At 61.7% G+C, this 26,109-nt stretch carries 27 protein-coding genes and 1 tRNA gene; 10 read left to right on the top strand and 18 right to left on the bottom strand.

Translation table 11 applies throughout. The features are described from left to right. Positions 1-76 precede the first annotated feature (76 nt). The 5 genes from ctaD (at position 77) to NKH67_RS03160 (ending at position 4,316) form a co-directional block, all read left to right on the top strand. Entirely contained in the window at positions 77-1,846 is a 1,770-nt protein-coding gene (gene ctaD / locus NKH67_RS03140; RefSeq protein WP_352470447.1) for a cytochrome c oxidase subunit I, read from the top strand. Beyond that, positions 1,843-2,547: a cytochrome c oxidase subunit 3 gene (locus NKH67_RS03145; protein ID WP_352500858.1), complete on the top strand. Its 705-nt coding sequence runs from the start codon at positions 1,843-1,845 to the stop codon at positions 2,545-2,547. The genes ctaD and NKH67_RS03145 overlap by 4 nt, the downstream gene beginning before the upstream one ends. A gap of 13 nt (positions 2,548-2,560) precedes the next feature. Continuing rightward, positions 2,561-3,283: a heme-copper oxidase subunit III family protein gene (locus tag NKH67_RS03150; RefSeq protein WP_023678903.1), complete on the top strand. Its 723-nt coding sequence runs from the start codon at positions 2,561-2,563 to the stop codon at positions 3,281-3,283. Positions 3,284-3,293: 10 nt separating this feature from the next. Continuing rightward, the gene (locus NKH67_RS03155) at positions 3,294-3,698 is read left to right on the top strand and encodes a cytochrome C oxidase subunit IV family protein (protein WP_352470444.1); all 405 of its coding nucleotides are present in this window, start codon (positions 3,294-3,296) and stop codon (positions 3,696-3,698) included. Positions 3,699-3,842: 144 nt separating this feature from the next. Further along, positions 3,843-4,316 carry an aminoacyl-tRNA deacylase gene (locus NKH67_RS03160; RefSeq protein WP_352470443.1) on the top strand — a complete coding sequence of 158 codons (474 nt, stop codon included), beginning with the start codon at positions 3,843-3,845 and terminating at the stop codon, positions 4,314-4,316. Between the two features lie 65 nt (positions 4,317-4,381). Here NKH67_RS03160 and NKH67_RS03165 read toward each other — a convergent pair whose 3' ends face one another. The 5 genes from NKH67_RS03165 to tig all read right to left on the bottom strand — a co-directional run bounded on the left by NKH67_RS03165 (position 4,382) and on the right by tig (position 9,313). Beyond that, positions 4,382-5,194, bottom strand: coding sequence for a DUF2189 domain-containing protein (locus NKH67_RS03165; protein ID WP_023678906.1), 813 nt, complete (start codon positions 5,192-5,194; stop codon positions 4,382-4,384). Between the two features lie 315 nt (positions 5,195-5,509). Then, positions 5,510-6,442 (bottom strand): heme o synthase, encoded by a 933-nt coding sequence (locus tag NKH67_RS03170; protein WP_352500859.1) that lies wholly within the window; start codon positions 6,440-6,442, stop codon positions 5,510-5,512. A 147-nt stretch (positions 6,443-6,589) separates the two neighbouring features. Continuing rightward, positions 6,590-6,943: a c-type cytochrome gene (locus NKH67_RS03175; protein WP_502893720.1), complete on the bottom strand. Its 354-nt coding sequence runs from the start codon at positions 6,941-6,943 to the stop codon at positions 6,590-6,592. 212 nt (positions 6,944-7,155) lie between these two features. Further along, entirely contained in the window at positions 7,156-7,677 is a 522-nt protein-coding gene (locus NKH67_RS03180) for a hypothetical protein (protein ID WP_352470439.1), read from the bottom strand. 160 nt (positions 7,678-7,837) lie between these two features. Next, entirely contained in the window at positions 7,838-9,313 is a 1,476-nt protein-coding gene (tig, locus tag NKH67_RS03185; RefSeq protein ID WP_352501098.1) for a trigger factor, read from the bottom strand. A gap of 343 nt (positions 9,314-9,656) precedes the next feature. Here tig and NKH67_RS03190 point away from each other — a divergent pair. Next, positions 9,657-9,741: transfer RNA gene (locus NKH67_RS03190), tRNA-Leu, on the top strand. A 91-nt stretch (positions 9,742-9,832) separates the two neighbouring features. Here the strand turns inward: NKH67_RS03190 and NKH67_RS03195 are convergent. Next, positions 9,833-10,417, bottom strand: coding sequence for a GDYXXLXY domain-containing protein (locus NKH67_RS03195; protein WP_352500860.1), 585 nt, complete (start codon positions 10,415-10,417; stop codon positions 9,833-9,835). Beyond that, positions 10,414-11,532, bottom strand: a complete 1,119-nt coding sequence (locus NKH67_RS03200; RefSeq protein ID WP_352500861.1) for a DUF2157 domain-containing protein — start codon at positions 11,530-11,532, stop codon at positions 10,414-10,416. Before NKH67_RS03200 ends, NKH67_RS03195 begins: the two co-directional genes overlap by 4 nt. Before the next feature lie 222 nt (positions 11,533-11,754). Here NKH67_RS03200 and NKH67_RS03205 point away from each other — a divergent pair, with 222 nt between their 5' ends. The 3 genes from NKH67_RS03205 to trmFO all read left to right on the top strand — a co-directional run bounded on the left by NKH67_RS03205 (position 11,755) and on the right by trmFO (position 13,857). Beyond that, on the top strand, positions 11,755-11,895 hold the full coding sequence (locus NKH67_RS03205) for a DUF1127 domain-containing protein (RefSeq protein ID WP_091596947.1): 141 nt from the start codon (positions 11,755-11,757) through the stop codon (positions 11,893-11,895). 48 nt (positions 11,896-11,943) lie between these two features. After that, positions 11,944-12,084 carry a DUF1127 domain-containing protein gene (locus NKH67_RS03210; protein ID WP_023678914.1) on the top strand — a complete coding sequence of 47 codons (141 nt, stop codon included), beginning with the start codon at positions 11,944-11,946 and terminating at the stop codon, positions 12,082-12,084. A 363-nt stretch (positions 12,085-12,447) separates the two neighbouring features. Continuing rightward, positions 12,448-13,857, top strand: a complete 1,410-nt coding sequence (gene trmFO / locus NKH67_RS03215) for a methylenetetrahydrofolate--tRNA-(uracil(54)-C(5))-methyltransferase (FADH(2)-oxidizing) TrmFO (RefSeq protein WP_352500862.1) — start codon at positions 12,448-12,450, stop codon at positions 13,855-13,857. Between the two features lie 26 nt (positions 13,858-13,883). Here the strand turns inward: trmFO and NKH67_RS03220 are convergent, their stop codons facing one another. From NKH67_RS03220 to yajC, 4 genes are read right to left on the bottom strand one after another with little or no spacing between them, the layout of a single operon-like run. Next, positions 13,884-14,711: a phytoene/squalene synthase family protein gene (locus NKH67_RS03220; RefSeq protein WP_502893721.1), complete on the bottom strand. Its 828-nt coding sequence runs from the start codon at positions 14,709-14,711 to the stop codon at positions 13,884-13,886. Positions 14,712-14,736: 25 nt separating this feature from the next. Beyond that, positions 14,737-15,126, bottom strand: coding sequence for an Mth938-like domain-containing protein (locus NKH67_RS03225; protein ID WP_352500864.1), 390 nt, complete (start codon positions 15,124-15,126; stop codon positions 14,737-14,739). 15 nt (positions 15,127-15,141) lie between these two features. Beyond that, positions 15,142-17,694: a protein translocase subunit SecDF gene (gene secDF, locus NKH67_RS03230; protein WP_352500865.1), complete on the bottom strand. Its 2,553-nt coding sequence runs from the start codon at positions 17,692-17,694 to the stop codon at positions 15,142-15,144. A gap of 52 nt (positions 17,695-17,746) precedes the next feature. Further along, positions 17,747-18,088, bottom strand: a complete 342-nt coding sequence (gene yajC / locus NKH67_RS03235; RefSeq protein WP_352451381.1) for a preprotein translocase subunit YajC — start codon at positions 18,086-18,088, stop codon at positions 17,747-17,749. A gap of 293 nt (positions 18,089-18,381) precedes the next feature. Between yajC and NKH67_RS03240 the strand changes: the two genes are divergently transcribed. Next, positions 18,382-19,257, top strand: a complete 876-nt coding sequence (locus tag NKH67_RS03240) for an ATP-binding protein (RefSeq protein WP_352500866.1) — start codon at positions 18,382-18,384, stop codon at positions 19,255-19,257. 97 nt (positions 19,258-19,354) lie between these two features. Here NKH67_RS03240 and NKH67_RS03245 read toward each other — a convergent pair whose 3' ends face one another. The 7 genes from NKH67_RS03245 to NKH67_RS03275 form a co-directional block, all read right to left on the bottom strand. Further along, positions 19,355-20,887 carry a peptidoglycan DD-metalloendopeptidase family protein gene (locus tag NKH67_RS03245; protein WP_352500867.1) on the bottom strand — a complete coding sequence of 511 codons (1,533 nt, stop codon included), beginning with the start codon at positions 20,885-20,887 and terminating at the stop codon, positions 19,355-19,357. A gap of 189 nt (positions 20,888-21,076) precedes the next feature. After that, complete coding sequence (locus NKH67_RS03250) at positions 21,077-21,742, bottom strand: protein-L-isoaspartate(D-aspartate) O-methyltransferase (RefSeq protein WP_352500868.1); 666 nt, start codon at positions 21,740-21,742, stop codon at positions 21,077-21,079. Further along, entirely contained in the window at positions 21,739-22,497 is a 759-nt protein-coding gene (gene surE / locus NKH67_RS03255) for a 5'/3'-nucleotidase SurE (RefSeq protein WP_352500869.1), read from the bottom strand. Before surE ends, NKH67_RS03250 begins: the two co-directional genes overlap by 4 nt. Beyond that, on the bottom strand, positions 22,497-23,801 hold the full coding sequence (gene serS, locus NKH67_RS03260; RefSeq protein ID WP_352500870.1) for a serine--tRNA ligase: 1,305 nt from the start codon (positions 23,799-23,801) through the stop codon (positions 22,497-22,499). The genes surE and serS overlap by 1 nt, the downstream gene beginning before the upstream one ends. A gap of 466 nt (positions 23,802-24,267) precedes the next feature. Continuing rightward, a complete protein-coding gene (tatC, locus tag NKH67_RS03265) occupies positions 24,268-25,131 on the bottom strand; it encodes a twin-arginine translocase subunit TatC (protein WP_023678927.1) in 864 nt (287 codons plus the stop codon). After that, a complete protein-coding gene (gene tatB, locus NKH67_RS03270; protein ID WP_353030281.1) occupies positions 25,128-25,814 on the bottom strand; it encodes a Sec-independent protein translocase protein TatB in 687 nt (228 codons plus the stop codon). Before tatB ends, tatC begins: the two co-directional genes overlap by 4 nt. A 28-nt stretch (positions 25,815-25,842) precedes the next feature. Then, positions 25,843-26,064 carry a twin-arginine translocase TatA/TatE family subunit gene (locus NKH67_RS03275; RefSeq protein ID WP_352490594.1) on the bottom strand — a complete coding sequence of 74 codons (222 nt, stop codon included), beginning with the start codon at positions 26,062-26,064 and terminating at the stop codon, positions 25,843-25,845. Between the last annotated feature and the right edge of the window lie 45 nt (positions 26,065-26,109).

Consider the following 26,109-nt stretch of genomic DNA (forward strand, 5'->3'; position numbering starts at 1 on the left):
GCGCGCCGTCGGGATTGAAGTTAATGCGGCAAGTCCGAACTGTCGGGCTGGCCGAGAAGGGCACGGAGGTGTTCCTATGGTCGATATCACACCTGCAGATGCGGTACCGCCGGCCGAAGTCGCGGAAATGGAACTCTACCATCCGCACAGCTGGTGGACGAAATACGTTTTCTCGCAGGACGCCAAGGTCATCGCCATCCAGTATTCGGCGACGGCGACAGCGATCGGCATGGTCGCGCTGGTGCTATCCTGGCTGATGCGGCTGCAACTCGGCTTCCCCGGCACATTCGACTTCATCACCCCGGAAGCCTACTACCAGTTCATCACCATGCACGGCATGATCATGGTGATCTACCTGCTCACGGCACTCTTCCTGGGCGGCTTCGGCAACTATCTGATCCCGTTGATGGTTGGTGCTCGCGACATGGTCTTTCCCTATGTCAACATGCTGAGCTACTGGATCTATCTGCTCGCCGTGCTGGTCCTGGTGTCGAGCTTCTTTGCGCCCGGCGGACCGACGGGTGCCGGCTGGACGCTATATCCGCCGCAGGCGATCATGACCGGTACGCCAGGCGGCCAGGACTGGGGCATCATCCTGATGCTTGTCTCGCTGATCCTGTTCATCGTCGGCTTTACCATGGGCGGCTTGAACTATGTCGTGACGGTGCTGCAGGGGCGCACGCGCGGCATGACGCTGATGCGCCTTCCGCTTACTGTCTGGGGTATTTTCACCGCCACCGTCATGGCGCTGCTCGCCTTCCCGGCGCTGTTCGTTGCTTGCGTGATGATGCTGCTCGACCGGGCGCTCGGCACCAGCTTCTTCATGCCGGCGATCGTCGAGATGGGCGAACAGTTGCAGCACGGCGGCGGCAGCCCGATCCTGTTCCAGCATCTGTTCTGGTTCTTCGGCCATCCGGAAGTCTACATCGTGGCGCTTCCGGCCTTCGGCATCGTATCCGACCTGATCAGCACCCATGCGCGCAAGAACATCTTCGGCTACCGCATGATGGTCTGGGCCATCGTCGGCATCGGCGCGCTGAGCTTCGTGGTCTGGGCGCACCACATGTATGTCAGTGGCATGCATCCCTATTTCGGCTTTTTCTTCGCCACAACGACATTGATCATCGCCGTCCCAACAGCCATCAAGGTCTACAATTGGGTGCTGACGCTGTGGCGCGGCGACATCCACCTCACCATCCCGATGCTTTTTGCCTTGGCCTTCATCGTCACCTTCGTCAATGGCGGGTTGACTGGGCTATTTCTTGGCAATGTCGTCGTCGACGTTCCGCTGTCGGACACGATGTTCGTCGTCGCCCATTTCCATATGGTCATGGGGGTTGCCCCGATCATCGTAATCTTCGGCGCGATCTATCACTGGTATCCGAAGGTCACCGGCCGGATGCTGAACGAGACACTGGGCCGGTTCCATTTCTGGGTCACCTTCCTCGGCGCCTATCTGATCTTCTTTCCCATGCACTATCTCGGCTTGATGGGCGTGCCGCGGCGGTACAACGAATTGACCGACATGACGATCATGACGGAATCGGCCCACCACCTGAACTCGTTTATCAGCATCATGGCTTTTATAGTCGGTTTTGCTCAGATTGTGTTTCTGTTCAATCTCATCTGGAGCATCCGCCATGGCCGTGAGGCTGGCGGCAATCCGTGGCGGGCAACGACGCTCGAGTGGCAGACGCCCGAAACACCGCCCGCCCACGGCAATTTCGGCAAGGATCTGCCGATCGTCTATCGCTGGGCCTATGACTACAGCGTACCGGGAGCCAAGGAGGACTTCATACCGCAAAACGTTCCGGGCTCCTTCGCGCCCTCCAGGGAGCCGGCATGAGCGTAATCCTGGTCTTCCTGCTCGTGATCGCCGGTATTGCCGGGTGGTGGCTTTCCCATCAGCGGCTAATGACGAAGCCGTGGCTCGAGCAAGGTATGACCGGGGATTTTGTCGCTCTGGACCGATCGGCGCTGCCGACCGCAAAGATCGGTCTCGGCGTCTTCCTTGCCGTCGTCGGCTGCCTGTTCGCGCTGTTCACCAGTGCTTACTTCATGCGCATGGCGCTGTCGGATTGGCGGCCGCTGCCCATCCCGCCCCTGCTCTGGCTTAACACCGGCGTACTGGTCTTGAGCAGCATCGCGATACAGTGCGCTTCACTCGCGGCGCGCAAGGGTCAAGTGGACATGGTCAGGCTCGGCCTCGCCACCGCTGGACTCACGGCGCTCGTCTTCCTGATTGGACAGCTTGTGGCATGGCGGGAACTGAGTGCGGATGGCTATTTTCTGGCATCCAATCCGGCCAACAGCTTCTTCTACCTGCTAACGGGAATGCATGGCCTGCATATACTGGGAGGACTGGTCGGGCTGGGCAGAACGAGCGTCGGCGCCTGGAACGGAGCGCAGCCGCAGCGGCTTCGGCTCAGTGTCGAGCTGTGCGCCATGTATTGGCATTTCCTGCTTTTCGTCTGGCTCGCCATCTTTGCGCTTGTGGCCGGCTGGGCTTCGACTTTAATCGACATTTGCCGAGGGTTGCTGACCTAGGAGGAACGGGCGGATGGCAGAGACGACACTGGCCCACATCGGCCGAACAGAGCCGCGGCCCGCAGGCTGGCAAGGCATCGCCGCCGACTGGTCCTCGGATCAGCGGGCGTTCAAAAACGTGTCCTGGGGCAAGGCCATGATGTGGATCTTCCTGCTCAGCGACACGTTCATCTTCGGCTGCTTCCTGCTCTCCTACATGACCGCGCGTATCTCAACACGTGTGCCGTGGCCCAATCCGAGCGAGGTCTTCGCCCTGCGCATCGGTGGCTCCGACATTCCACTGATCCTTATCGCCATCATGACCTTCGTGCTGATCTCGAGCAGCGGAACGATGGCCATGGCGGTCAATTTCGGCTACCGCCGCGACCGCCGCAAGACGGCAGTGCTGATGCTCTTGACCGCAGCACTCGGCGCGACCTTCGTCGGCATGCAGGCCTTCGAATGGACCAAGCTGATCACCGAGGGCGTGCGGCCTTGGGGCAATCCCTGGGGCGCTGCCCAGTTCGGCGCATCCTTTTTCATGATCACCGGCTTCCACGGCACGCACGTGACGATCGGGGTGATCTTCCTGATCATCGTGGCGCGAAAGGTCTGGCGCGGGGATTACGATGTCGGACGGCCCGGCTTCTTCACCAGCCGAAGGGGCCGCTACGAGAACGTCGAAATCATGGGGCTTTACTGGCATTTCGTCGACCTGGTCTGGGTGTTCATTTTCGCATTTTTCTATCTTTGGTGAGAGGCAGGACATGGCTGAAGCAACCGCAAACGGCCTGGGACAACACGCACTGGACAGCGCCCGTACCCATGATGCGACGACGACCGGCGTTACCCCGGCGGAGGTTCATCAGGAGCACCCGATCAAGCTCTATCTGGTGGTCTGGGCGTGGTTGTTCATCCTCAGCACCTGCTCCTATCTGGTCGACTATTTCGGTCTCCACGGCTATCTCAGATGGTCGCTGATCCTGATCTTCATGATCCTCAAGGCAGGACTGATCGTCGCCATCTTCATGCACATGGCCTGGGAACGGCTGGCACTGGCATATGCAATTATTCTGCCGCCGGTGCTGGTTCTGGTGTTCGTGACGATGATGGTCTTCGAAGCGGACTACACGCTTCTCACCCGAATGGCGTTTTTCGGGGCCGGGCCCTGACATGCAATCCGGATCCGGGCCGTCCGGTCCTGGAGCCTTCGCCTTGAAACAATCCACGGCTGGTCCATTTCTGTTGGTATCGGAAACGACAGGCGATGCCGGCGTTTCCACATGCGTCGCGAACACCAGCAAGGGGCGCCCAAGATGACCATCGCAACCAGACTGAAGGACTTCATCGATAGGAAAGGAATTTCCTACGACACCGTCGAGCATCACCGCACGGCGACAAGCAGACAATCCGCCATTGCGGCACATGTGCCTGGCAGCATAATGGCCAAATCGGTGGTCGTTCACCACGATCGTGGCTACGCGCTCGCCGTGGTTCCAAGCACGCACAGGATAGAACTCGCGACATTGCAGGATGTCATGGAGAAGCCTCTTGGACTTGCCTCCGAAGACGAGGTGGTCTCGTTGTTCGGCGATTGCGATGTCGGCGCTGTGCCACCGATCGGCGCTGCCTATGATGTGCCAGTGGTCCTCGATGAAAGCCTCGGCGACGCTCCCGAAATCTATTTCGAGGGCGGTGATCATAGGACGCTGGTGCATGTGAGCGGCAGGGATTTTCGCGACCTGACAAAGGACGCGCGCCAGGCCCGTTTCAGCCACCCGGCCTATTGAAAGCTCTGCCCCACCTGCCCGCACCGGCACTTTCACCGGTGCGCGCAGGGCTGGTTTTTTTCAGCTCACGGTCTGGTGGCCGGCGGCGATTCCACAACTTTCCGATAGACATGCCAGGTCGCATGACCAAGGATCGGCAGCACGACTGCCAACCCGGCGAACACTGGCAGCGAGCCGACGATCAGGGCGACGGCGACGATAAGGCCCCACACGGCCATCACGATCGGGTTGGCCAGGACAACGCGCACCGAGGTGTGGATGGCTTCGTAGGCGCCGACATCGCGGTCGAGCAACAACGGGAATGCGACGACCGTGGTGCACAACACAACCGCGGCGAACACGAAGCCGATGGCGTGACCCAGGATGATGAGCGTCCAGCCGCGTCCCGTGGCGAATATTTCACTGATGAAGCTGGACAGCGATTGCGGCGGCGCCGGGCCGAACAGGGTCTGGTAGAATATCTGGGCCGTCAAAAGCCAGGCGATAAAGATCGCAAGCAGCATGACGCCGACCGCTGCAATAGCCGGCAGTGCAGGAGAACTCCTGACCTCAAAGGCGTGCCTCCACGAGGCGTCGAGCCCGGCTTCCCGTCGCCGGCTGATCTCATAGAGGCCGATCGCCGCGAACGGACCAATCAGTGCAAAGCCGGACACAAGCGGAAACAGCAATGGCAGCGTGTTGTTACCTGACGTCCAGACAGCAAGCACGACACCCGCAATCGGATAGATCAGGCAGAGAAAAACGATGTGCGACGGCTTGACCATGAAATCATCGACGCCACGCCTGAGCGCATCAAAAAGATCGGAGACACCGATTTTTCGAATTCTGGTGTGTTCCAGCGTCTCGCTGGCGCCTGCTATTACGTGAAAGCTTGCCATGACCATTCCTCCAGACCAGGTCCGGTAAGGTCGCGTTTTACGGTGCTGCCGTTCCGCATGATTGGCCCACGCAAACCGCGACCTGCACCATGATCAATATACTCTCATGCGGGGGACTTGTCGCGCTTTGTAGGAAGGCCCGGGAGTAAGAGGTCCCGGGTAGCCTGACTAGCTACGGACGCCGTTCTTCGATATGCTCTTCTAGTCGAAGGTGAAGGTCATGGACGGAAGGACAGTTCTCATACTCGGCCTTGGCGTCGTTATTCTGCTGTTGCTGGGATTTTGTGCTCTGCCAATGTGATGTTTTGAGCCGGGTCAATAGTCGGCTGAAGCGATCACTCGCATTACAATGGTGTCGGCAAGCAACGCTGCAAATATTGCGAAAAGATAGACAATCGAATACGCAAACAGCGCCTTTGCCGGCTTCATCTCCTTGTCGGCGACGAGAACCTTCCAGGCCTGCCAAATGAAACCTGCACCCAACGCGGCTGAAGCAGTGCCGTAATATCCGCTCGCGAAGCCGAGGCCCCAAGGGAGCACGCCGATTGGCGCCAAGAGCAGCGAATAGGCGAAGATTTGTTTTCTGGTCGAGTGCTGGCCGGCCACATTCGGCATCATCGGGACCCCAGCCGCGGCATAGTCACCGACCTTGAAAAGGGCCAGCGCCCAGAAATGAGGCGGCGTCCAGAGGAAAATGATCAGAAACAGGATGAGACTTTCAATGCCGATTGCGCCGGTTGCAGCAACCCACCCGATCACCGGAGGAAGGGCGCCTGCCGCGCCGCCTATGACGATATTCTGTGGCGTCGAGCGCTTCAGCCACATCGTGTAGATAACGACATAGAAAAAGATGGTGAACGCCAACAACGATGCGGCGAGCCACCCCACCAGCACGCCGAGCGTCATGACCGACAGTGCGGAAAGCACCAGACCGAAGCTGAGAGCTTCGCCAGGCGTGACGCGACCGGACGGAATTGGTCGCTTGGACGTGCGAGACATCAAGGCGTCTATGTCTGCGTCGTACCACATATTGAGCGCGCCGGCGGCTCCCGCTCCAACCGCGATTGCGCCGATGGCAATTAAGGCGATAACTGGATTCATCACGCCGGGCGCCATCATCAGGCCGACGAAGGCAGTAAACACGGCGAGCGCCATGACGCGTGGTTTCAAAAGCGCAAAGAAATCACCCGCCGTCGCCTCCGAGAGGCGGATGCCGGTATCCTTGAGACGGCTTTCTTCAGTCGACATTCAGACGACCACCGATGGGAATGGCAGCCTAGCCGGCCAATGTCTTTTTTGCAACGAGTCGCCCTCCCCACCGACACTGCCGGCAGATTGCGGCCGAGGCTATGCCTCGACCTGTTTGCTATACCAAGATCCGGCGGAAGAGCCGGGCTATTTGGAGAATTGCTTCAGATAAGCAATGACATTGGCGACGTCCTCGTCCTTCTTGAGGCCGGGGAATGCCATCTTGGTTCCTTTGACCATCGCCTTGGGATCGTGAAGGTAGGTCGTCAGCGTGGCCTCATCCCATTTGACGCCGGACTTGCCGGCCTCGGTCATGGCCTTGGAATAGCTGAACCCTGGATGCGTGCCGGCCGTTCGGCCGATGACGCCGTTCAAGGACGGGCCGACCTTGTTCTGATCCTTGTCCGCGATATGGCAGACCTTGCATTTGGCGAAGACCTTCTCACCCGCCGCGGCATCCTGTGCCCGCGAGGGGCCGGCAATTACGGTGGCGACGGACATGATGACAAAAAACACAAAGGCACGCATGGCATTTCCTCCCTGATCGCCAATTTGCCCTGGCTGACCTGCACAGGCCGACATTTAGTCCGCTGGCATGCGCTCTTGAATGGCAGAACGGATATCCACTGCCTGGGGTTGCGGCACCTACATACCACGGAACCCGGCCGGCAGATAGAGTTCGGCCGTGCCAAGGTTTAATGCGGACAATCTGCTCAAGGCAATTTGGTGTTGCAGCTGGCGGCGATCCGGCCGATCGCCTCTTCAACTCCGGTGAGGTCAAACTCGGCTTTGCCGCGCCCCGACAGCAGCCCGAACCGCCAGGACAGCAGCAGCCGGTCCGCGGCAATCAGTCGCCTGATGCCGTCGGCACCGTCGCGGACCAGCATCCTGCTGCGCGGGCCGACCGACCAGCTTTCGTTGAGCTTGCCGGATTGGCCGACAGTCACCGACATGGCGATGGTTCGGCTGGCGGAAACGGTGTCGCTCAGCTGCAGCCATTCGCTCCAACGCGGTTCGCCGGCGGTCCGGCACGCGATCGTCAAAACCGGGCTGTAGCTCAATGCGCCGCCGCCGGTGATGAGCTTGTTGGTCGCATAAAGCGAGGCGGTGACAAGGCCATCGCTGCTCTTGTCGAACCGCCAGTTGTCGAGAACCGTATCAGCCTGGGCAATGCCGCAGACCGACGCAAGCAGGAACGCCGCCGCCACGCTTCCAATACCGAAGAACTGTCTCAACGATGCCTCCAACAACCGCTGCGGTCAGCAACCCAGCGCAGATAATCATCAAAGCTTCATATCGCTACCTCGACCGCCAGATGCGTGAAATCCGTTGCGTCTGCGCCACAACGAAAAAGGCCGCCTCGAGAAGGCGGCCTTTCGGAATTCAGCAGAGACGTTATTCAGCGTCCTTGGCGGCCTTCTTCTTCGGCGCGGCCTTTTTCTTCGGCTCTTCAGCGTCGTCGTCGGCCTTCTTGGTGTCCGCTTTTTTCGCAGCCGCCTTCTTCGCCGGCTTGGCCTTGGTTGTCTCCGTATCCTCCTCGTCGGCCAGCAGCTCTTCCTTGCTGACCTTGACGTCGGTGACCGAAATCTGGCCGAGCAGATGGTCGACCACCTTCTCTTCGAACATCGGCGCGCGCAACGTGTTCAGCGCTTCGGGATTGTTGCGATAGAATTCGAAGGCCTCCTGCTGCTGGTTGGCCGGATAGCGACGCACCTGCTCGAACAGGCCGCGCTGCAATTCCTCGTCCGTCACCGTGACGCCGGCCTTCTCGCCGATTTCGGCGAGAACCAGGCCGAGACGCACGCGGCGCTCGGCAAGCCGCATGTATTCTGCACGCGCTTCTTCTTCCGTCGTCTCTTCGTCGGCAAAGGTCCGCCCGGCAGCTTCGAGATCGCGATTGACCTGGTTCCAGATGTTGTTGAACTCGGCGTCGACGAGTTTGGACGGCGCCTCGAACGAGTAGGCAGCGTCGAGCTGGTCGAGCAACTGCCGCTTGACCTTCTGGCGCGTTATCGAGCCGAACTGGTTCTCGATCTGACCGCGCACCACCTCGCGCAGGCGCTCCAGCGATTCAAGGCCGAGATTTTTGGCCATCTCGTCGTTGATCTCAAGCGCGCCGGGCTTCGACACTTCCTTGACCGTCACGTCAAAAGTGGCTTCCTTGCCGGCCAGATGCGCCGCCTGGTAGTTTTCCGGGAAGGTAACCGTGACCTGCTTCTCGTCGCCGGCCTTGCTGCCGACCAGCTGGTCCTCGAAGCCGGGGATGAATTCCTTCGAGCCGAGCACCAGCGGCTGATCGGTGCCGGCGCCGCCGCCGAAGGCTTCGCCGTCGATCTTGCCGACATAATCGATGGTCACGCGGTCGCCCTCGGCGGCCTTGCCGGTCTTCGGCTCGTAAGTGCGGGCGGATTCAGCGACACGCTTGACCTGCTCGTCGATCTCTTCATCCGGCACGTCGAACACCTGGCGCGTCACCTTGATGTCGGAGAAATCCTTGATCTCGATCGGCGGAATGACCTCATAGTTCAGGCGGAACTCGAAATCGGCACCGCCTGCCAGGATCTTCTCGGCTTCCTTCTCGTCCTCGGTCATGATCACTTCGGGCTGCATGGCGGCCTTTTCGCCGCGCCCGGTGATGATCGAACGGGTCGAGTCATTGAGGATCTCGTTGACCACTTCGGCCATGAACGACTTGCCGTAGACTTTGCGCAGATGCTGCACCGGCACCTTGCCGGGGCGGAAGCCGTTGATGCGGACCTTGTTCCTGGCATCGGAGAGCCGCGCCATCAGCTTGGCTTCCATGTCACCGGCCGGCACGGTGATCTTGATCTCGCGCTTGAGACCGGAGTTGAGCGTTTCGGTGACCTGCATCATAAAACCTTTGTTTCCACCAATGAGGCCGTCAAACGGCCCCTGCCGTTTACAGCCTGCCGGTATGATCTTGCCGGGAATGGCTTTTGGTGCGGGACTTGGCGATCTGTCCGCTCAACGCGGCACAAATCCTCCAGAAATACGCTCCAAAACGTGAATAAGTCTTTGTTTTTCCTACTTCTTATCACATTCTGCAGAAGCGGATCGTCGCGTCCCGTCACATTCGACACGCCTTTTGTCACAGGCGACGCTGATTTTCAACCATCTTTGCATTCCGGCCAAGGATACCGATATCAGCCCTGACATTGACAGAATGATGGCTACATGGGATTGGCCGGGCAATGCGGATGTGGCGGAATTGGTAGACGCCCTGGATTTAGGTTCCAGTGCCGAAAGGCGTGGGGGTTCGAGTCCCTTCATCCGCACCACCCTTCGCTCTTCGAGCTTCGGGTGGCAGGCCACTCGAAGCTCCTCCGAAGCCTTGGCGAAGGAGGATCATTGCCAAGGCCGTGGCGCGATCTAGTAAAGCGGCTCCTCGAATAGTGTCTTGTCGCCATCCATCAGCGCTTTGATCTGCGCCGTGCCGTTGGCCGCAATCGCCACGCGGATGCCGAACGGCCGCACACGCATGTCGTTCTGGATCGCCATCCCCTCGCCTTCCGGCAGATAGAAGCGCTCGATGCCGTACTCCGGCGCGATCGTCGTTGCTCCCTGGCTGATATTCCAGCCCTCGGAGACGTGTCCGACGATATCGGCTTCATCGGATGCTGCCGGCGCCGGCGCTTGCCCGAACCAGGCCGCGGTCGGCCCCCAATAGCCATCGGCGCCCTGCTTCAGCCTGACCACGATCGACGTTTCCTCGCTGGAAAGCTTGCCGGCCGGAATGTTGCCGATCAGTTTCACCGGTATGCGTGAAATGTCGTAGCCGAGCAGAATGTAGTCACCGCGCAAGAGATCGCGCGGATCGATCGGCTCGACCTTGAGCAGGACTTGCTTGCCATCGCGCAGGATCGCCGCGCGTCCGGCGATGATCCAGCTCAGAAAGCCGATCTGGACGAGCGCCAGGACCAGCGCCGAGATGATCAGTCTTTTGCCGGTCATCATGCCGCCGCTCCTGTCATGTTCGAGGCGTTCATGCGCCTTTCTATGCGGATGATAATGAAAGCAAGAACGGCGAGCAGCACCGCCGCCGCAAGGAAGAAGCCTGCCGTGTCGAGCATTGATTGCAGCATCACCACATAGATGATGGCGAGTTCGAAGGCGAAGCCCGCATAGGCAACCCAGCGCAGTCCCCGGCTCTCGCGGCCGCCCAGCACGATCGCCGCGATGATGCCGGCCAGCGCAACAGCCGAGGCAATGGCGAAGCCGCTATTGTAGCTGCTTTCATCCGCCAGTTCGAATTGGATCATCGCCAGTCCGGTGAGAAAGCCGATCAGCGCGTGCAAGGTCAACCTGCCGCCGAGTTGCAAAACCCTCTCGACCGGCCCGGCAGCAAAGATCGCAGCGGTAAAAAGCAGCACCGACGCGGCAACGAGCGGGATGGCGACTTGCAGCGTGTCGTATTCCATGGCCAACAGCACGAGGTAGAAAAGGACCGACAGGATGATCAGGTGGCGCGCCGCCTGGCTGCGCGTCCAGAACGAAACGGCGAACAGTATTAGCGCCATGACCACGAAGAGATGCGGAAATTCCGTGCGCCGGAAGTAGTCGAACCCTCTCAGGAATAGCCAGGCATCGGCGATGCCGACGGCAGCGACGGTCAGTGGGTTTGAGCGCAGCGCCACCGCCGCTAGCGTCGTGCCGGCGCCCCAGGTGATCAAGGCCGAGGCCTCGTCGCCCGACAAATGATACATCTGGCCGATCAGCGCGATCGAACCGCCGAATGCCGCAGCCGCGACGATCCACAGTGCTTCGCCGATCGCCGCATGGTCGCGCATCTTCAACATCGCGCCGCCGACATAGCCGGCAAGGATAACGGCAAAAAGTGCCGCGACCCGCACCAGCCGCGGGATGACTTCCCAGTTGGCGGCGATGAAGATCAGGATAGCCGCGCCGAACAGCAGCGCCGCCATCATCGCCAGGATCGAGCCGAAACTCAGCGATTTGCGTTCGTTTGCCTCGACGTCGCGCGTTAGAGCCTCGGCTGTCGGCGCGTCGATCAGGCCGGCCTGCTGCCATCGCGCGATATCCGACCTGACCCGTGACGAATAGCTCGCCATGCCCCTCCCCCTTTCCTTGGTTCTTTTAGCTCGTCCGGCCAAGCGTTTGACCTAACGGCATTTTCCGATCTGGGCGGAAAACTGGACGCGCGTTAATGCTGCATTGCACAATTTGCATTGCTGCCATGCACCAATAGCGCTTTTAAATCGATATGACCCCACCTATTTTCACGGTGCACACAAAGACGGAATGATCCGAAAGAAAGACGAAACGAGACTACCATGAACCTGATCCGCAACTATCGCAACTGGCGCCGCTATAGGGACACCGTGTCCGAGCTGAGCCGCCTGAGCACCCGTGAACTGACCGATCTCGGCATCAGCCGCAGCGACATTCACTACGTCGCCCGCAAGGCGGTCTAATCCTTCGGGCCGCAAATGGCCCGAACCAGTTTTGAAAAGAGAACGACAATGAACCTGATCCGCAACTATCGTAACTGGCGCGTGTACCGCGAGACGGTTACCGAGCTGGGTCGCCTGTCGAACCGCCAGCTCAACGATCTCGGCATCGTCCGCGACGAGATCAAGATGGTCGCTCGCAGGGCGATCTAACAACAAGAATTTCGCCAGGGTCGACCTCCTCCCCGACCCTGACGGATACGGTCAGCCTTCACCTCCTCCCGAGGGTTGACCACAAAAACGGCGCCCGCCGGACCTCCTCCCCCGGCGGGCGCTGTTTCTAAAAAGGGTTTCGCGCCCTTTCAAATGGCGAAAGGAATTTCGTCAAAGCCGACCTCCTCCCCGGCGATGACGAATACGGTCGATCTTCACCTCCTCCCGAGGATCGACCAACAAAACGACACCCGCCGGACCTCCTCCCCCGGCGGGTGTTGTTGTTTTGGGGCGGCTTCCCCCGTCAGCCATTCTCCCGAGTGGCAATTGCAATCCCCGCGCCAAGCGACTATTTCGGCGCTCATGGACAAGAACCCCATTCACGTTATCGGCGGCGGTCTCGCCGGCTCCGAAGCCGCCTGGCAGGCGGCCGAAGCCGGCGTTCCAGTTGTCCTGCATGAAATGCGTCCCGTCCGCGGTACCGACGCGCACAAGACCGACGGGCTGGCCGAGCTCGTCTGTTCCAACTCCTTCCGCTCCGACGATGCGCAAACCAATGCCGTCGGCCTGCTGCACGCCGAAATGCGGCTGGCCGGTTCGCTGATCATGAGCGCCGGCGACGCGCATCAGGTGCCGGCCGGCGGAGCGCTGGCCGTCGACCGCGACGGATTTTCCGAAGCGGTCACCAGAAAGCTCGAAGCGCACCCGCTCATCACCATTCGTCGCGAGGAAGTGCCCGGCCTGCCGTCGGCGGACTGGGACCAGGCGATCGTTGCCACCGGCCCGCTGACGGCGCCTTCGCTCGCCCAATCGATTGCGGAAGCAACCGGCGCCGACGCGCTCGCCTTTTTCGATGCCATCGCGCCGATCGTCCATTTCGACACGATCGACATGGATATCTGCTGGTTCCAGTCGCGCTACGACAAGGTCGGTCCCGGCGGCACCGGCAAGGATTACATCAACTGCCCGATGGACAAGGAGCAGTACCTTGCCTTCGTGCAGGCGCTGGTCGACGGCCAGAAGACCGAATTCAAGCAATGGGAAGGCACGCCCTATTTCGACGGCTGCCTGCCGATTGAGGTGATGGCCGAGCGCGGCGTCGAGACATTGCGCTACGGGCCGATGAAGCCGATGGGGCTGACCAATGCGCATAATCCGTCTGTAAAGGCGTATGCCGTCGTCCAGCTCCGGCAGGACAACGCGCTGGGTACGCTCTACAACATGGTCGGCTTCCAGACCAAGCTGAAGCACGCCGAGCAGGTGCGCATATTCCGCACCATCCCCGGGCTGGAACACGCCGAATTTGCCCGCCTAGGCGGCCTGCACCGCAACACCTACATCAATTCGCCGACGCTGCTCGACGCGTCGCTGCAGTTGAAGTCGCGGCCCGGCCTGCGCTTTGCCGGCCAGATCACTGGCTGCGAGGGCTACGTCGAGAGCGCCGCCATCGGCCTGCTCGCCGGGCGCTTTGCAGCCGCCGAAAGGCTTGGCCATGCGCCGTCGCTGCCGCCCTTGACCACCGCCTTCGGCGCCTTGCTCAACCACATCACCGGCGGCCATATCGTTTCAGACGATGAGCCGGGAAAGCGCTCCTTCCAGCCGATGAACGTCAATTTCGGCCTGTTCCCGCCGGTGGACGCGCCGAAGATCGAAGGCAAGCGTCTGCGTGGCAAGGACAAGACGGTCGCCAAGCGGCACGCGGTAACGTCGCGCGCGCTCGCCGCCTGCCGCGAATGGCTGGGGCTGCCTTCCCAGGCGGAAGCTGCGGAATAACGGTCGGGTTGGCTACGCGGCAGCCTTCATGCGACCGGCCAGCCCCGCGTCGCGCGCCGGAACAAGAGCCAATGCCGGCGCAGGACAGAGAGCCGCGCCACCTCCTTGACAGGCGAGCGGCGGGCGCGCTCCATTTTGTCGAGATAGGCGCCCGAAAGAGCCAGCGGCAGAAACGCCGGGCGCAGCGAAACCGGTAGAGCGGACGCCCCCTGCTCGAAGGCGGAAAGATGTTCCCGTGCCAGCGCGATTATCGCGGCAGCGGCGCGTTCCGCGCCCGGCCCGCCGTCACCTGTAACGAATTCTTCCGGCGAGGATCCCGCCGCCGCCAAAATATCGGCCGGCACAAAGCACTGTCCCCGCTCGCGATGTAGCGGCAGCAGAAGCAGGAGACCGGTCATCGCCTGCGCACAACCTGCCCTGCCGGCAAGTTCGGCAAAGCGTGGTGCTTGGACCGGATCGAGCACGATCGCCGCAAGCTGGATAAGTGCTGCGGCAGTCTCGCCGCAATAGCCTTCGAGGTCGGTGCGCGACGGCATCGGGTCGTCATAGAGATCGAAGATGCGCGCTTCGAGCATGTTTTCGAAAGCGGCCTTGGGCAGATGGTGGGCGGAAATAGTCGCCTTCAGCGCGTCCGCCACGGGATGGCCGACCTCGGCCCCATCCTCTTCGACTGCGATGACGTCGCGCCACCATTGCAGCCGCACCTCGCCCGGCAGCGCCTCGTGGATGCGGTCGCGTATGCCGGCAATTTCGGCGTTGAAGGCATAGAGCGAAAACAGCGCGTCCCGCTTGTCTTCGGGCGCGTAGAGCGCGGTCAGGTAGCGGTCATGATCAGCGGCGCGCACCGTCTCCATGACGAGTTTGGTGTTTTCGGCCACGTCAGTCGACGGCGATGAGTGCTGCGGCCACCGCGCGGTCTTCAGCCAGCAGCACATTGTAGGTCCGCACAGCCGCCCCGGTCGACATCGGATCGGCGGAAATGCCGGCATCCTTCAGCGCGGCACGCAGCGCGGCCGGCAACGGCCTCAGATCCTTGCCGCTGCCGACCAGCAGGATCTCGACCTTGTCTGCCTCGTTGAACAGCTTGGCGAAATCCGCTGCCGTCAGCGCCAGCGGATCGGCCGGCTCCCAGCCATAGATGCCCGAAGGCAGGCACAGCAGCGAGCCGCGATGCGACATGTCGGCAAAGCGGAAACCGCCATTGCCGTAAGCCTCGATCGGTGCGCGGCCGGGGAAATGCGCCTCGCGGATGACGATACCCTTGGCCACTTTTGAGGCAAGCCGTCAGGTAGCTATGGCTTTGCCGCCGCCCACCGGCTTTTCCTCGTCCGACGCTGTGGCCTGCGGCCGCAGCTTGAACAGGATAAGCAGTGGCGCGGCGATAAAGATCGACGAATAGGTGCCGAACACGACGCCGAACAGCATGGCCATGGTGAACGAGCGGATCACCTCGCCGCCGAACAGCACCAGGGCCAGCAGCGCCAGGATCGTCGTCACCGAGGTCAGCGTCGTCCTCGACAGCGTCTCGTTGATGGCATTGTTCAGCAGTTGCGGCAGCGGCATTCGCTTGTATTTTCGCAGATCCTCGCGAACACGGTCATAGACGACAATCGTGTCGTTGAGCGAATAACCGATGATGGTAAGGATCGCCGCCAGCGACGACTGGTTGAATTCGAGGCCGGTGAGGACGAAGAAGCCGATCGTCATGACCACGTCGTGAACGGTCGCAACGATGGCGCCGACCGCGAACTGCCATTCGAAGCGGAACCAGACATAGATCAGGATGCCGAGCAGCGCGACCAGCATGGCAATGGTGCCTTGCTTGGCAAGCTCGCCCGAGACCGTCGGCCCGACCACTTCGACGCGGCGGAAATCATACTGGTCCTGCAGCTCGCCGCGCACCTTGTCGATGACGGTCTGCTCGGCATTCTCGCCGCCCTCCTGGGTACCGACGCGGATCAGAACGTCGTTCGGCTCGCCGAACTGCTGAACCTGCACCTCGCCGATATTGAGTTCCGTCAGCCTGCCGCGGATGTCGGCCAGATCGGCATTGCCGGCCTTGGACTGCACCTCGATCAGTGAGCCGCCCTTGAAATCGATACCGTAATTGATGTCGATGGTCATGAAGCCGATGACCGACAGCACCGAAAGCACGCTCGACAGTGTGAACGTCCAGCGGCGGATGCCCATGAACGGAATTTTCGTTCCCGGGGGAATGAAGGTCACCGGCGCGCGTGGCAACTCCTTCGGACGGGCGCGGCGAAGCCAGATCGACACCAGCAGGCGGGTGAAGGTGAAGGCGGTGAAGACCGTGGTCAGGATGCCGATGGCATAGGTGACGGCAAAACCCTTCACCGGCCCGGTGCCGAGGTAGAACAGCACCACGGTGGCAATTAGCGAAGTGACGTTGGAATCGACGATGGTCGCCAGCGCCTTGCTGAAGCCGGTATCGATCGCCTGGATCACCGAGCGGCCGGCACGTCGCTCCTCGCGAATACGCTCATAGATCAGCACGTTCGAATCGACCGCCATGCCGATGGTCAGCACGATACCGGCGATACCCGGCAACGTCAGCGTCGCGCCAAGCAGCGACAGCAGCCCGACGATCATCGCGACATGCACCGCCAGCGCGATGTTGGCGAGGAAGCCGAGGAAACCGTAGGCGACGAACATGAACGCCACCACCAGGATCGAGCCGATGATGCCGGCGACCTTGCCGGCATGGATGGAGTCCTGGCCGAGGCCAGGGCCAACCGTGCGCTCCTCGATCACGGTCAGCGTCGCCGGCAAGGCGCCGGCGCGCAGCAGCACGGCGAGATCGTTGGCGCTCTCGGCAGTGAAATTCCCCGATATCTGGCCGGAACCGCCAGGGATCGGTTCGTTGATCCGCGGCGCCGAAATCACCTGATTGTCGAGGATGATGGCAAACAGCTTGCCGACATTCTGCGCTGTCGCCTGGCCGAACCGCTGCGCCCCCTTGGAATCGAAGCGGAACGAAACCACCGGCTCATTGGTCTGCGAGTTGAACGTCGCCTGGGCATCGACGAGGTTTTCACCCGAAACGATGACGCGGTTCTCGATCAGATACGGAACCGGCGGATCGTCCTGCGAATACAGCACCGAGGACCCCGGCGGCGGACGGCCGTTCAGCGCATCCTGCACCGGCATCGATTGGTCGACCATCTGGAAGGTCAGCTTGGCGGTCTGGCCGAGAATTTCCTTCAGCCGTTGCGGGTCCTGCAAACCAGGCACCTGCACAAGGATGCGGTCGTCGCCTTGCCGCTGCACGATCGGCTCGGTCGTTCCCAGTTCGTTGACACGACGGCTGACGACCTCGATCGACTGGGTCAGCGCCGTCGACGTACGGTATTTGATGCCGGCATCGGTGACGATGAATTTAAGCAGGCCGGCCTCGGACTCATCCAGGGTCATCTCCTGGATGGAGCCGCCGCTGAACAGGCCGGCCGCCACCGGATTGGTCAACGGCTTCAGTGCGTTCTTGGCGGCGTCGATCTGTGCGGGATCGGTGATGCGGACTTGCACCGTGCGCCCCGACCCGGCAAGGCCGGTATAGCCGATCTTGGCATCGCGCAGCAGCGTCCTGATTTCGTCGCGCGTCGTCTCCAGCCGATCCTTGATCAGATCGTTCGGATCCATCCTGAGCAGGATGTGCGAGCCGCCCTGCAGGTCGAGGCCGAGCGTCATCTGCCGCTTCGGCACCCAACTGGGCAGTTGGGCCAACGTGCTTGCCGAGAAAAGATTGGGCGCAGCGAGGACCACCGTGGCGGCTACGGCCAGCCAGATCAGGATCATCTTGAAGCGCGAGAAATAGAGCATTGGTTATCGTCCGTTCAGGCGTACAAGCGGCTGCGTTCCGCCTTCAATTCGGTTATTTCTTGGCGTTCTGGTTTGCCACCGGCTCGCCCTTGACGCGCACGTCGGCGATCGTCGAGCGCAGCGCCGTCACCTTGGTGCCGCCGCCAAGGTCGATCTCCAGCTCGTTATCGTCGATCACCTTGGTCACCTTGCCGACCAAGCCGCCGCCGGTGACAACGGTATCGCCGCGACGAACCGCCGCCAGCATCTCGCCGCGCTTCTTTAGCTGCGTGCGCTGCGGCCGGATGATCAGAAAATACATGATCACGAAAATCAGAGCAAACGGCACGATCTGGATAAACATTGCGGACGAGTCCCCGCCGATGCCTTGGGCGTATGCCGGTGTCACGAACATCGAGGTACTCCTGAATTTTAAAAACAGCCGCCTTAACCGTTCTGGGAATTTGACGGCCCCGCCAAATTTGGCCGGAATATAGTCGGTAACGTTGCCAATGCAACTGCGCCGCCGGGCAAATCGGCTGCTTTTCCGGCCTGGTGAGCCGTGTTAGAGGATGATCGCCAAAAGCGACGCTCGGTTTCCGCAAAAGATCATGCCCGAACAAATGCTTGGGACGAGTTTCGAAACCGCTGAAATCAGGTAGGTTGGCCTGCCGCACCATCCTGAACGCGAGACAAAAAAGACAAGAGATGACCTACAGCACCATCGATACCCTGAGCCAGAAGCTCGACCGCCTGATCGAGGCGGTCGCCCGCCTCGCCCCGCCGCCGGTGCCGCAAACCGACCTGGGCGAGGCCGATTGCTTCGTCTGGCAGGCCGATCCCGGCTATCTGGAGCCGGTGCTCAAGGTCAACCGCGTCGACATCGGCCTGATCCGCGGGGTCGACCGCGTCCGCGACATATTGGTCGACAACACCGAGCGCTTCGCGTCAGGCTATGCCGCCAACAACGTGCTGTTGTGGGGCGCGCGCGGCATGGGCAAATCGTCGCTGGTCAAGGCGGTGCACGCCGCGGTCAACGCTTCGGCCAAGCTCGATCTGCCGCTCAAGCTTATCGAGATCCATCGCGAAGACATCGACACGCTGCCGAAGCTGATGGGCCTGCTGAAGGCAGCACCCTTCCGCTTCATCCTGTTCTGCGACGACCTGTCATTCGACCATGACGACACGTCCTATAAATCGCTGAAGGCAGCGCTTGAGGGCGGCGTCGAGGGCCGCCCGGCCAACGTCATCTTCTACGCCACCTCGAACCGGCGGCATCTGTTGCCGCGCGACATGATCGACAATGAGCGCTCGACGGCGATCAATCCGTCCGAAGCGGTCGAGGAAAAGGTTTCGCTGTCGGACCGTTTCGGCCTGTGGCTTGGCTTCCACAAATGTTCGCAGGACGAATATCTCGATATGATCGACGGCTATGTCCGCCATCACGATCTCGCCATCGATCCCGAGATGCTGCGCGCCGAGGCGCTGGAATGGGCGACGACGCGCGGCAGCCGTTCGGGCCGCGTCGCCTGGCAGTTCACCCAGGATCTGGCAGGCCGGCTCGGCAAGCCGCTCAAGGATTAGCCGCTCAACGACTAACAACAGAAGAAGCCCGCACCTTGCGGAGCGGACTTCCTCGGCGGGCTGAAGGTCAGGTGGCCCGCAAATCGCTTTTCGTCGTCTATTCGAGATAGGTCGAAGGATCGACCGGCGCCGAGTTCTTGCGCACTTCGAAATGCAGTTTCGGCGAGTCGGTGGTGCCGCTCATGCCGGACAGGGCGATTTCCTGGCCGCGCTTGACCTTCTGGCCGCGCTGCACCTCGATCGAGCTGGTGTGGCCGTAGACGGTGACCAGACCGTTTTCGTGCCGCACCAGCACCGTGTTGCCGAATTCCTTGAGGCCGTCACCGGCATAGATGACGACGCCGTTTTCAGCTGCCTTGACCGGCGTCCCCTCGGGCACGGCAATGTCGACGCCGTCCTTGCCGCCGCCGAAGCTTGAGATCACGCGGCCGCGCACCGGCCAGCGCATCTTGCCGATGCCCGTTGCGTCCGGCGCCACCGCATCGTCGTCCTCGGCCTGCTGGATGACTTTCGCGTCCTTCTTTGGCGGCGTGTAGGAGGCGAGCGTCTGCGTCGGCGTGGCCTTGGCAGGCGGCTGGGTGGTGGCCGTCGTCACCGGATCGACCTTTGCCGGCTTCGCACCGGCGACAACAGCGGTTCCGCCTGCCGGCACTTTCAGGGTCTGGCCGATCTTGAGCAGTCCATCCTGCATGCCGTTCGCCTGCTTCAACGCGACGACGCCGACGCCGGTCTTTCGGGCGATGGCCGACAGCGTATCGCCTTGCTGAACCGTGTAGGTGCCGCCGGCACCGGCTGGCTTGGCCGTCGCCGAAGCCACTTTGGGCGCGGCCTTTCCATCCTTCGGCTGGCTCGCGGCAGCCGAGGCGTCCACCTGCGCGGCAGACTTGCCTTCCCTGAGCTTCGGTTGCTGCGGCAGCACGGCCACCTTCTCCGGCGCGTCGGCCGGCTGGTCGTGCCTGGTGCCGTTCGCGGGCTTAGCGTCGGCGACTTTCGGCGTGGCGCCGTTGCTCGAATACGCATAGGCCGGGATGACGAGCTTCTGGCCGGTCTTCAGCCCCTTGGTCGCGCTCAGCCCGTTGACTTTCATGATGGCATCGGCCGGCACGCCGTAGCGCCGAGACAGGCCAGAAATGGTCTCGCCGTCCTTGACGACGATCTCGGTTGCATGCGGTGCGCCGGCGGCCGTCGCCATGCGCGGCGCGTCGGGCTCGGCGTTCTTGAACGGCCTTGCCGCCGGAGCGACGGTGCCGGTTGCCGTCCTGTCGACACGAGAAGCGGCAGGCGCCATCGCCGGCGCGGCAGCGGTACGCACCGGGCGGGCGGCGGGTGCCAGGGCGGGAGCCGGCGGTGGCAACTGCTGCGCCGTAACCGGTTCAAGGCTTGAGCGGCTGACCGACTGGGTGTGGCTGCCGTCGATCGGCGCGGCCGCAACATCGCCCGGATAGGGCTGGGCAGCATCCTGCTTGTCGATGATGGCGCGCTGGTTGTTGGTCGAGGCGGTGAACACGTCATCGACGCTGTTGAACCGCGCCACCTGGGAACTACACCCCGTCGCAGCGCCTGCGATCATGAGGACGGCGCAGCCACGCGCCAGATTGCGTCCGTTTGCCTTCAAAACACTGAATTGCATCGCACTAACCCGCACAGACCCGGTACAACTGAGTGTGATTAAAGCGCGTTAATGTTACCGGTCGGTTAAACCTGTAGAATCAGACGCAAATTTTCTTAAAATATTCGAGGAAGGCTCTCAACTTCGTCGTCCTAGGATGACGAAACGACAGGCTTCGGCTGATCCCCAAGCGGCGCGATGTACCCGGAATCAGATCACCGCGGCGACACCGTGCAGGATCGGCTGCAGGCGCACCAGGCCGATATCCTCGCGTTCGAAGCGGCTGCCGACCTTGGTCAGCTTGGCCAGCACCTGCTCGCCTTCGTCGGGTCCGATCGGCGCGATGACGATGCCGCCGCTCGACAATTGGTCGAGCAGGAAGCGCGGTAGGCTGTCGAAGGCCGCCCAGGCGACGATGCGGTCGAACGGCGCTTCGTTGGCCAGCCCGTTGGAACCGTCCGCCTGGCGCACGATGACATTGCCGATGGCGAGCGCCTCGAGCCGCTGCCGGGCTTGTTCGGCCAGCGTCTTGTAACGGTCGATGGTGACGATCCGCGCGGCAAGCCGCGACATCACCGCCGCCGTGTAGCCGGACCCGGTGCCGATCTCGAGCACCCGGTTGCCCGGCTCGATGGCAAGTGCCGCGATCACCGCCGCCTGCAGGTCGGCGCCTTCGATGGCCTCGCCGCATTCGATCGGCAGCATACGGTCCGACCAGGCTATCGAGTGGAAATGCGGAGACAGAAAGCCGCGCCGCGGCGTCGCCTCGAAGGCGGCGATAAGCGCCTTCGGCACCGTCCCCCTGCCGCGCAGGCGAAGCAGGAAGGCAGCGAAACCTTCGCGCTCGTCGACCGTTGCAGCGTGGTTCAAGTTCATGCGAGCGCCTTGGCCAGTTGATCGCGGATTTCATGCGCGGTGAGATCGAGCTGCAGCGGCGTCACCGACACCAGCCGATTGCGCAAGGCATTGAGGTCAGTGCCTTGCTTGCCCTCGACTGGCTCGCGGCCGAAGCGCAGCCAGTAGTAAGGCAGGCCGCGCCCGTCGCGCCGCTCGTCGACCCACAGGCTGTGGACCAGCTTGCCCTGCGAAGTGACTACAGTTCCGGCGATTTCTTCCGGCGCACAGTTCGGAAAATTGACGTTGAGCAGCACGTCATCCGGCAACGGCACGGCGACGAGCTTTGCGAGCAGGGCCGGCGCCAGCGCTTCGGTGGTCTCGTAAGGAACGACGCGGTCCTCGCCGACATAGGAATAGGCCTGGCTGATGGCGATCGATCGCACGCCGAGCAGCGCGCCTTCCATGGCGCCGGCGACCGTGCCCGAATAGGTGACGTCGTCGGCGATGTTGGCGCCGGAATTGACGCCTGACAGGATCAGGTCAGGGGCTTCGGGCAGGATCTTCTTCACGCCCATGATGACACAGTCGGTCGGCGTTCCGCGCACCGCAAAGTGCTTTTCGCCGATTTTCCTGAGCCGCAGCGGCTCCGAGATCGACAGCGAATGCGCATAGCCGGACTGATCCTGTTCCGGTGCCACCACCCAGACGTCGTCCGACAGCGTACGCGCGATGCGTTCGAGTGATGCAAGGCCCTCGGCATGGATGCCGTCGTCGTTGGTCAGAAGGATGCGCATTATTTCGATTCGATCTTTTCCAGACCGCCCATGTAAGGCCGAAGCGCTTCAGGAATGGTTACGCTGCCGTCCTCGTTCTGATAATTTTCGATGACGGCAATGAGCGCACGGCCGACGGCGGTGCCCGAACCGTTCAGCGTGTGGACGAAGCGGTTGCCCTTGCCGTCCTTGTCCTTGTAGCGGGCGTCCATGCGCCGCGCCTGGAAATCGCCGCATACCGAACACGACGATATCTCGCGATAGGCATTCTGGCCGGGCAGCCAGACCTCGATGTCGTAGGTCTTGCGCGCGCCAAAGCCCATGTCGCCAGTGCACAGCGTCATGGTGCGGAACGGCAGGCCGAGCCGCTTCAGCACCTCCTCGGCGCATTCGGTCATGCGCTCGTGCTCGGCAACCGAAGTCTCCTGGTCGGTGATCGACACCAGCTCGACCTTGTAGAACTGGTGCTGGCGCAGCATGCCGCGCGTGTCGCGCCCGGCCGAGCCCGCCTCGGAGCGGAAGCACGGCGTCAGCGCCGTATAGCGCAGCGGCAGTTGTTCGTGCGGCGTGATCTCGTCGCGAACGAGATTGGTGAGCGGCACTTCGGCGGTTGGGATCAGGCCAAGCCTGCCGTCCCCGTGCCGAACGAAGAACAAATCCTCCTCGAATTTCGGCAGTTGCCCGGTCCCGAAAAGCACCTCGTCGCGCACCATCAACGGCGGCTGGATCTCTACATAGCCGTGCTCGGTGGTGTGCAGATCCAGCATGAACTGGCCGAGCGCGCGTTCCATCCGCGCCAGGCCGCTATTGAGCACGGTGAAGCGCGAGCCAGAAAGCCGTGCTGCCCGCGCGAAATCCATCATGCCGAGCGCTTCGCCGATCTCGAAATGCTCCTTCACCCAGTTCGGCCGCGTCGGCACCTCGCCGACGACGCGTTTGACGACGTTGTCGTGCTCGTCCTTGCCGACCGGCACATCGTCGAACGGCACGTTTGGCAGCACTGCCAACGCATCGTTCAGCGCCTTGTCGAGCTCGCGCTCGCGCGCCTCGCCATTCTGGATGAAGGCCTTGATCTCGCCGACCTCGGCCTTCAGCCTTTCGGCAAGAGCTGCATCGCCCGAGCGCATGGCATTGCCGATCTCCTTCGATGCGGCGTTGCGGCGTTCCTGCCTGGTCTGCAGCTCGGTCAGATGCTCGCGCCGCGCCTCATCCGCGGCGATCAGGTCGTCGACCGTGGACTGCGCATCCCCGGCCGACCACGAGCGCTTCTGGAGCGCTTCGACAAGGGCCCTCGGGTTGTCGCGAATCCATTTGATGTCAAGCATGGTCTGTTCGTCCTCGGCACGGCTGTTTCGGGGCAAGGAAATGCCCAAAACAAAGACCAGAGGGCGTAAACCGCATCCCTGATCGATGCAAGATGTCAAGCCGAGTTCCTTCGCGCCCCCCTCTGTCCTGCCGGACATCTCCCCCTCAAGGGGGGAGATCGGCAGCTTCGCCGACGGCTTGCTTTTTCAGCGCCGGAGATCTGCGAAAGCCGCGATGACGGCCGATCTCCCCCCTTGAGGGGGAGATGTCCGGCAGGACAGAGGGGGGCGCTGTCCCGCCGACATTGATGTCGGCAGCACTCGCAACATTTGGTCGAAAGGAATCTGAACCAAAAAAACCCGCCTCAGTGGGCGGGTCGTCGGCGCCGAATCAGCACCATACTTAAATGAGTAGCATAGCTGCCGGCACAAAGCAAGAACAAAGTTGCTATGGCCGGCAAAAAAATGCTGCCCGCTTCAACCGAACCTATGTCGAAGACGCGTCCGCCGGCTTTTCGGCCACCTCTTCGGTGGCGTCCTGCTTTTCGCGGGCCACACGGTCGCGCTCCTTGCTGCGTTCGATCAGCCGGGCCGACCAGATCGAGACCTCGTAGAGCAGGATCGTCGGAATGGCGAGGCCGATCTGGCTCATCGGGTCGGGCGGCGTCAGCACCGCCGCCACCACAAAGGCGATGACGATCGCCCATTTGCGCTTCTCGGCCAAGGCCGTTGACGACAGCATGCCGACCCGCGTCATCAGGCTTGTCACCACCGGCAGCTGGAACACCAGGCCGAAGGAGAAGATCAGCGTCATGATCAGGCTGAGATATTCGGACACTTTCGGCAGCAGCGAAATCTGCACCTGGTCGTTGGTGCCGGTCTGCTGCATGGCGAGGAAGAACCACATCACCATCGGCGTGAAGAAGAAATAGACCAGCGATGCGCCCATCAGGAACAGGATCGGCGAGGCGATCAGGAACGGCAGGAAGGCGTTGCGCTCGTTTTTATAGAGGCCGGGCGCGATGAATTTGTAGATCTGCGTGGCGATCAGCGGAAAGGCGATGACCATGCCGCCGAACATGGCGAGCTTGACCTGGGTAAAGAAGAACTCCTGTGGCGCCGTATAGATCAGCTCGACCTTGTGCGGGTCGAGCCCGGCCCATTGGGTCGCCCATCTGAACGGAATGACCAGAAGGTTGAACAGCCGCTTGGCGAAAAAGAAGCAGACCAGGAAGGCAACAAAAAAACCGCCAATCGACCAGATCAGTCGCCGGCGCAACTCGATCAGGTGCTCCATCAGCGGAGCCGACGATTTTTCTATCTCGTCCTTTTCCTTGTCCGAAACGCTCACTTGGCGGCTCCCGCCGTTTTCCTGGCGGCCGGCTTCTTCGTTGCTGACGCCGGCTTCTTCGCTGCTGACGACTGCGCTTTTTGCTCAGCTTTTGCGGCAGCCTTTGGCGCAGCAGCCTTTGCCGGCTTGGCCGGGGCGGCGGCCGCGGCTTTCGCGGGCGCTGGCTTCTTCTTTGCCGCAGGTGCTTTTTTCGGCACGGCCGCTGCAGCCGTTTGCGCCTGCACTGCCGGCGCTACGACGGACTCGTCCGTCATCGCCGGAAAGATCGGCGTGGCCGGCGTCGGCTCCGGCGGGCTGACGCCCGGCATCGTCGTTGCGCCGTTCTTAAGCGGCTCGGCCGCCTGCTCCGTCGAAGCGGCGGCATCGACGGCCGGCTTGGGTTTCATCACTGCGTCGACGCCGGAACGGACGTCGGCGGCGGCCTGCTCGAATGGATTGAGCTGCTTCCTGATCTCGGCGGCCGGATTGAGGCTTCTCAGCGAATCGACCGACTTCTTGACGTCGTCGAGCTCGGCTTCCTTCAACGCATCGTTGAACTGCCGCTGGAAATCGGACGCCATGGCACGCAGCTTCGCCGTCGTGCGGCCGAAGGTGCGCAGCATGTTGGGCAAATCCTTGGGCCCGACGACCACGATCATGACGATCGCGATCACCAGCATCTCGGTCCAGCCGACTTCGAACATGGCTATACGTTCCGACTAAAGTTTGGGCTCAGCTTTTGCTGGCCTTTTCCTTCGGTACCGAAACGGTTTCGTCGGCACGGTGTTCAACGGTACGCTTGTCCTCGGCAGTCTCGTCGTCCGCCATGCCCTTCTTGAAGCTCTTGATGCCCTTGGCCATGTCGCCCATCAACTCGGGGATCTTGCCGCGGCCGAACACCAGCAGCACGATCACCAGAACGATCATCCAGTGCCAAATCGAAAATGAACCCATAGCAAATCTCTCTCGAACGGTTTCCCAGACGCTGATCTATGCGCT

This window comes from Mesorhizobium sp. M0968, from assembly GCF_040319065.1.
Classification (GTDB): domain Bacteria; phylum Pseudomonadota; class Alphaproteobacteria; order Rhizobiales; family Rhizobiaceae; genus Mesorhizobium.

Excerpts from the sequence above, each read along its gene's own strand:
- surE (WP_352500869.1), bottom strand. The coding sequence starts at position 22,497 with ATGCGCATCCTTCTGACCAACGACGACGGCATCCATGCCGAGGGCCTT.
- NKH67_RS03170 (WP_352500859.1), bottom strand. The coding sequence starts at position 6,442 with ATGTCGACTGAAGAAAGCCGTCTCAAGGATACCGGCATCCGCCTCTCG.
- NKH67_RS03155 (WP_352470444.1), top strand. The coding sequence starts at position 3,294 with ATGGCTGAAGCAACCGCAAACGGCCTGGGACAACACGCACTGGACAGC.
- NKH67_RS03165 (WP_023678906.1), bottom strand. The coding sequence starts at position 5,194 with ATGGCAAGCTTTCACGTAATAGCAGGCGCCAGCGAGACGCTGGAACAC.
- NKH67_RS03240 (WP_352500866.1), top strand. The coding sequence starts at position 18,382 with ATGACCTACAGCACCATCGATACCCTGAGCCAGAAGCTCGACCGCCTG.
- NKH67_RS03220 (WP_502893721.1), bottom strand. The coding sequence starts at position 14,711 with ATGGAGACGGTGCGCGCCGCTGATCATGACCGCTACCTGACCGCGCTC.
- NKH67_RS03150 (WP_023678903.1), top strand. The coding sequence starts at position 2,561 with ATGGCAGAGACGACACTGGCCCACATCGGCCGAACAGAGCCGCGGCCC.
- NKH67_RS03205 (WP_091596947.1), top strand. The coding sequence starts at position 11,755 with ATGAACCTGATCCGCAACTATCGCAACTGGCGCCGCTATAGGGACACC.
- yajC (WP_352451381.1), bottom strand. The coding sequence starts at position 18,088 with ATGTTCGTGACACCGGCATACGCCCAAGGCATCGGCGGGGACTCGTCC.
- NKH67_RS03250 (WP_352500868.1), bottom strand. The coding sequence starts at position 21,742 with ATGAACTTGAACCACGCTGCAACGGTCGACGAGCGCGAAGGTTTCGCT.
- NKH67_RS03245 (WP_352500867.1), bottom strand. The coding sequence starts at position 20,887 with ATGCAATTCAGTGTTTTGAAGGCAAACGGACGCAATCTGGCGCGTGGC.
- tatB (WP_353030281.1), bottom strand. The coding sequence starts at position 25,814 with ATGTTCGAAGTCGGCTGGACCGAGATGCTGGTGATCGCGATCGTCATG.
- NKH67_RS03160 (WP_352470443.1), top strand. The coding sequence starts at position 3,843 with ATGACCATCGCAACCAGACTGAAGGACTTCATCGATAGGAAAGGAATT.
- NKH67_RS03145 (WP_352500858.1), top strand. The coding sequence starts at position 1,843 with ATGAGCGTAATCCTGGTCTTCCTGCTCGTGATCGCCGGTATTGCCGGG.
- NKH67_RS03195 (WP_352500860.1), bottom strand. The coding sequence starts at position 10,417 with ATGATGACCGGCAAAAGACTGATCATCTCGGCGCTGGTCCTGGCGCTC.
- ctaD (WP_352470447.1), top strand. The coding sequence starts at position 77 with ATGGTCGATATCACACCTGCAGATGCGGTACCGCCGGCCGAAGTCGCG.
- NKH67_RS03275 (WP_352490594.1), bottom strand. The coding sequence starts at position 26,064 with ATGGGTTCATTTTCGATTTGGCACTGGATGATCGTTCTGGTGATCGTG.
- NKH67_RS03210 (WP_023678914.1), top strand. The coding sequence starts at position 11,944 with ATGAACCTGATCCGCAACTATCGTAACTGGCGCGTGTACCGCGAGACG.
- NKH67_RS03200 (WP_352500861.1), bottom strand. The coding sequence starts at position 11,532 with ATGGCGAGCTATTCGTCACGGGTCAGGTCGGATATCGCGCGATGGCAG.
- tig (WP_352501098.1), bottom strand. The coding sequence starts at position 9,313 with ATGCAGGTCACCGAAACGCTCAACTCCGGTCTCAAGCGCGAGATCAAG.
- serS (WP_352500870.1), bottom strand. The coding sequence starts at position 23,801 with ATGCTTGACATCAAATGGATTCGCGACAACCCGAGGGCCCTTGTCGAA.
- NKH67_RS03175 (WP_502893720.1), bottom strand. The coding sequence starts at position 6,943 with ATGTCCGTCGCCACCGTAATTGCCGGCCCCTCGCGGGCACAGGATGCC.
- secDF (WP_352500865.1), bottom strand. The coding sequence starts at position 17,694 with ATGCTCTATTTCTCGCGCTTCAAGATGATCCTGATCTGGCTGGCCGTA.
- trmFO (WP_352500862.1), top strand. The coding sequence starts at position 12,448 with ATGGACAAGAACCCCATTCACGTTATCGGCGGCGGTCTCGCCGGCTCC.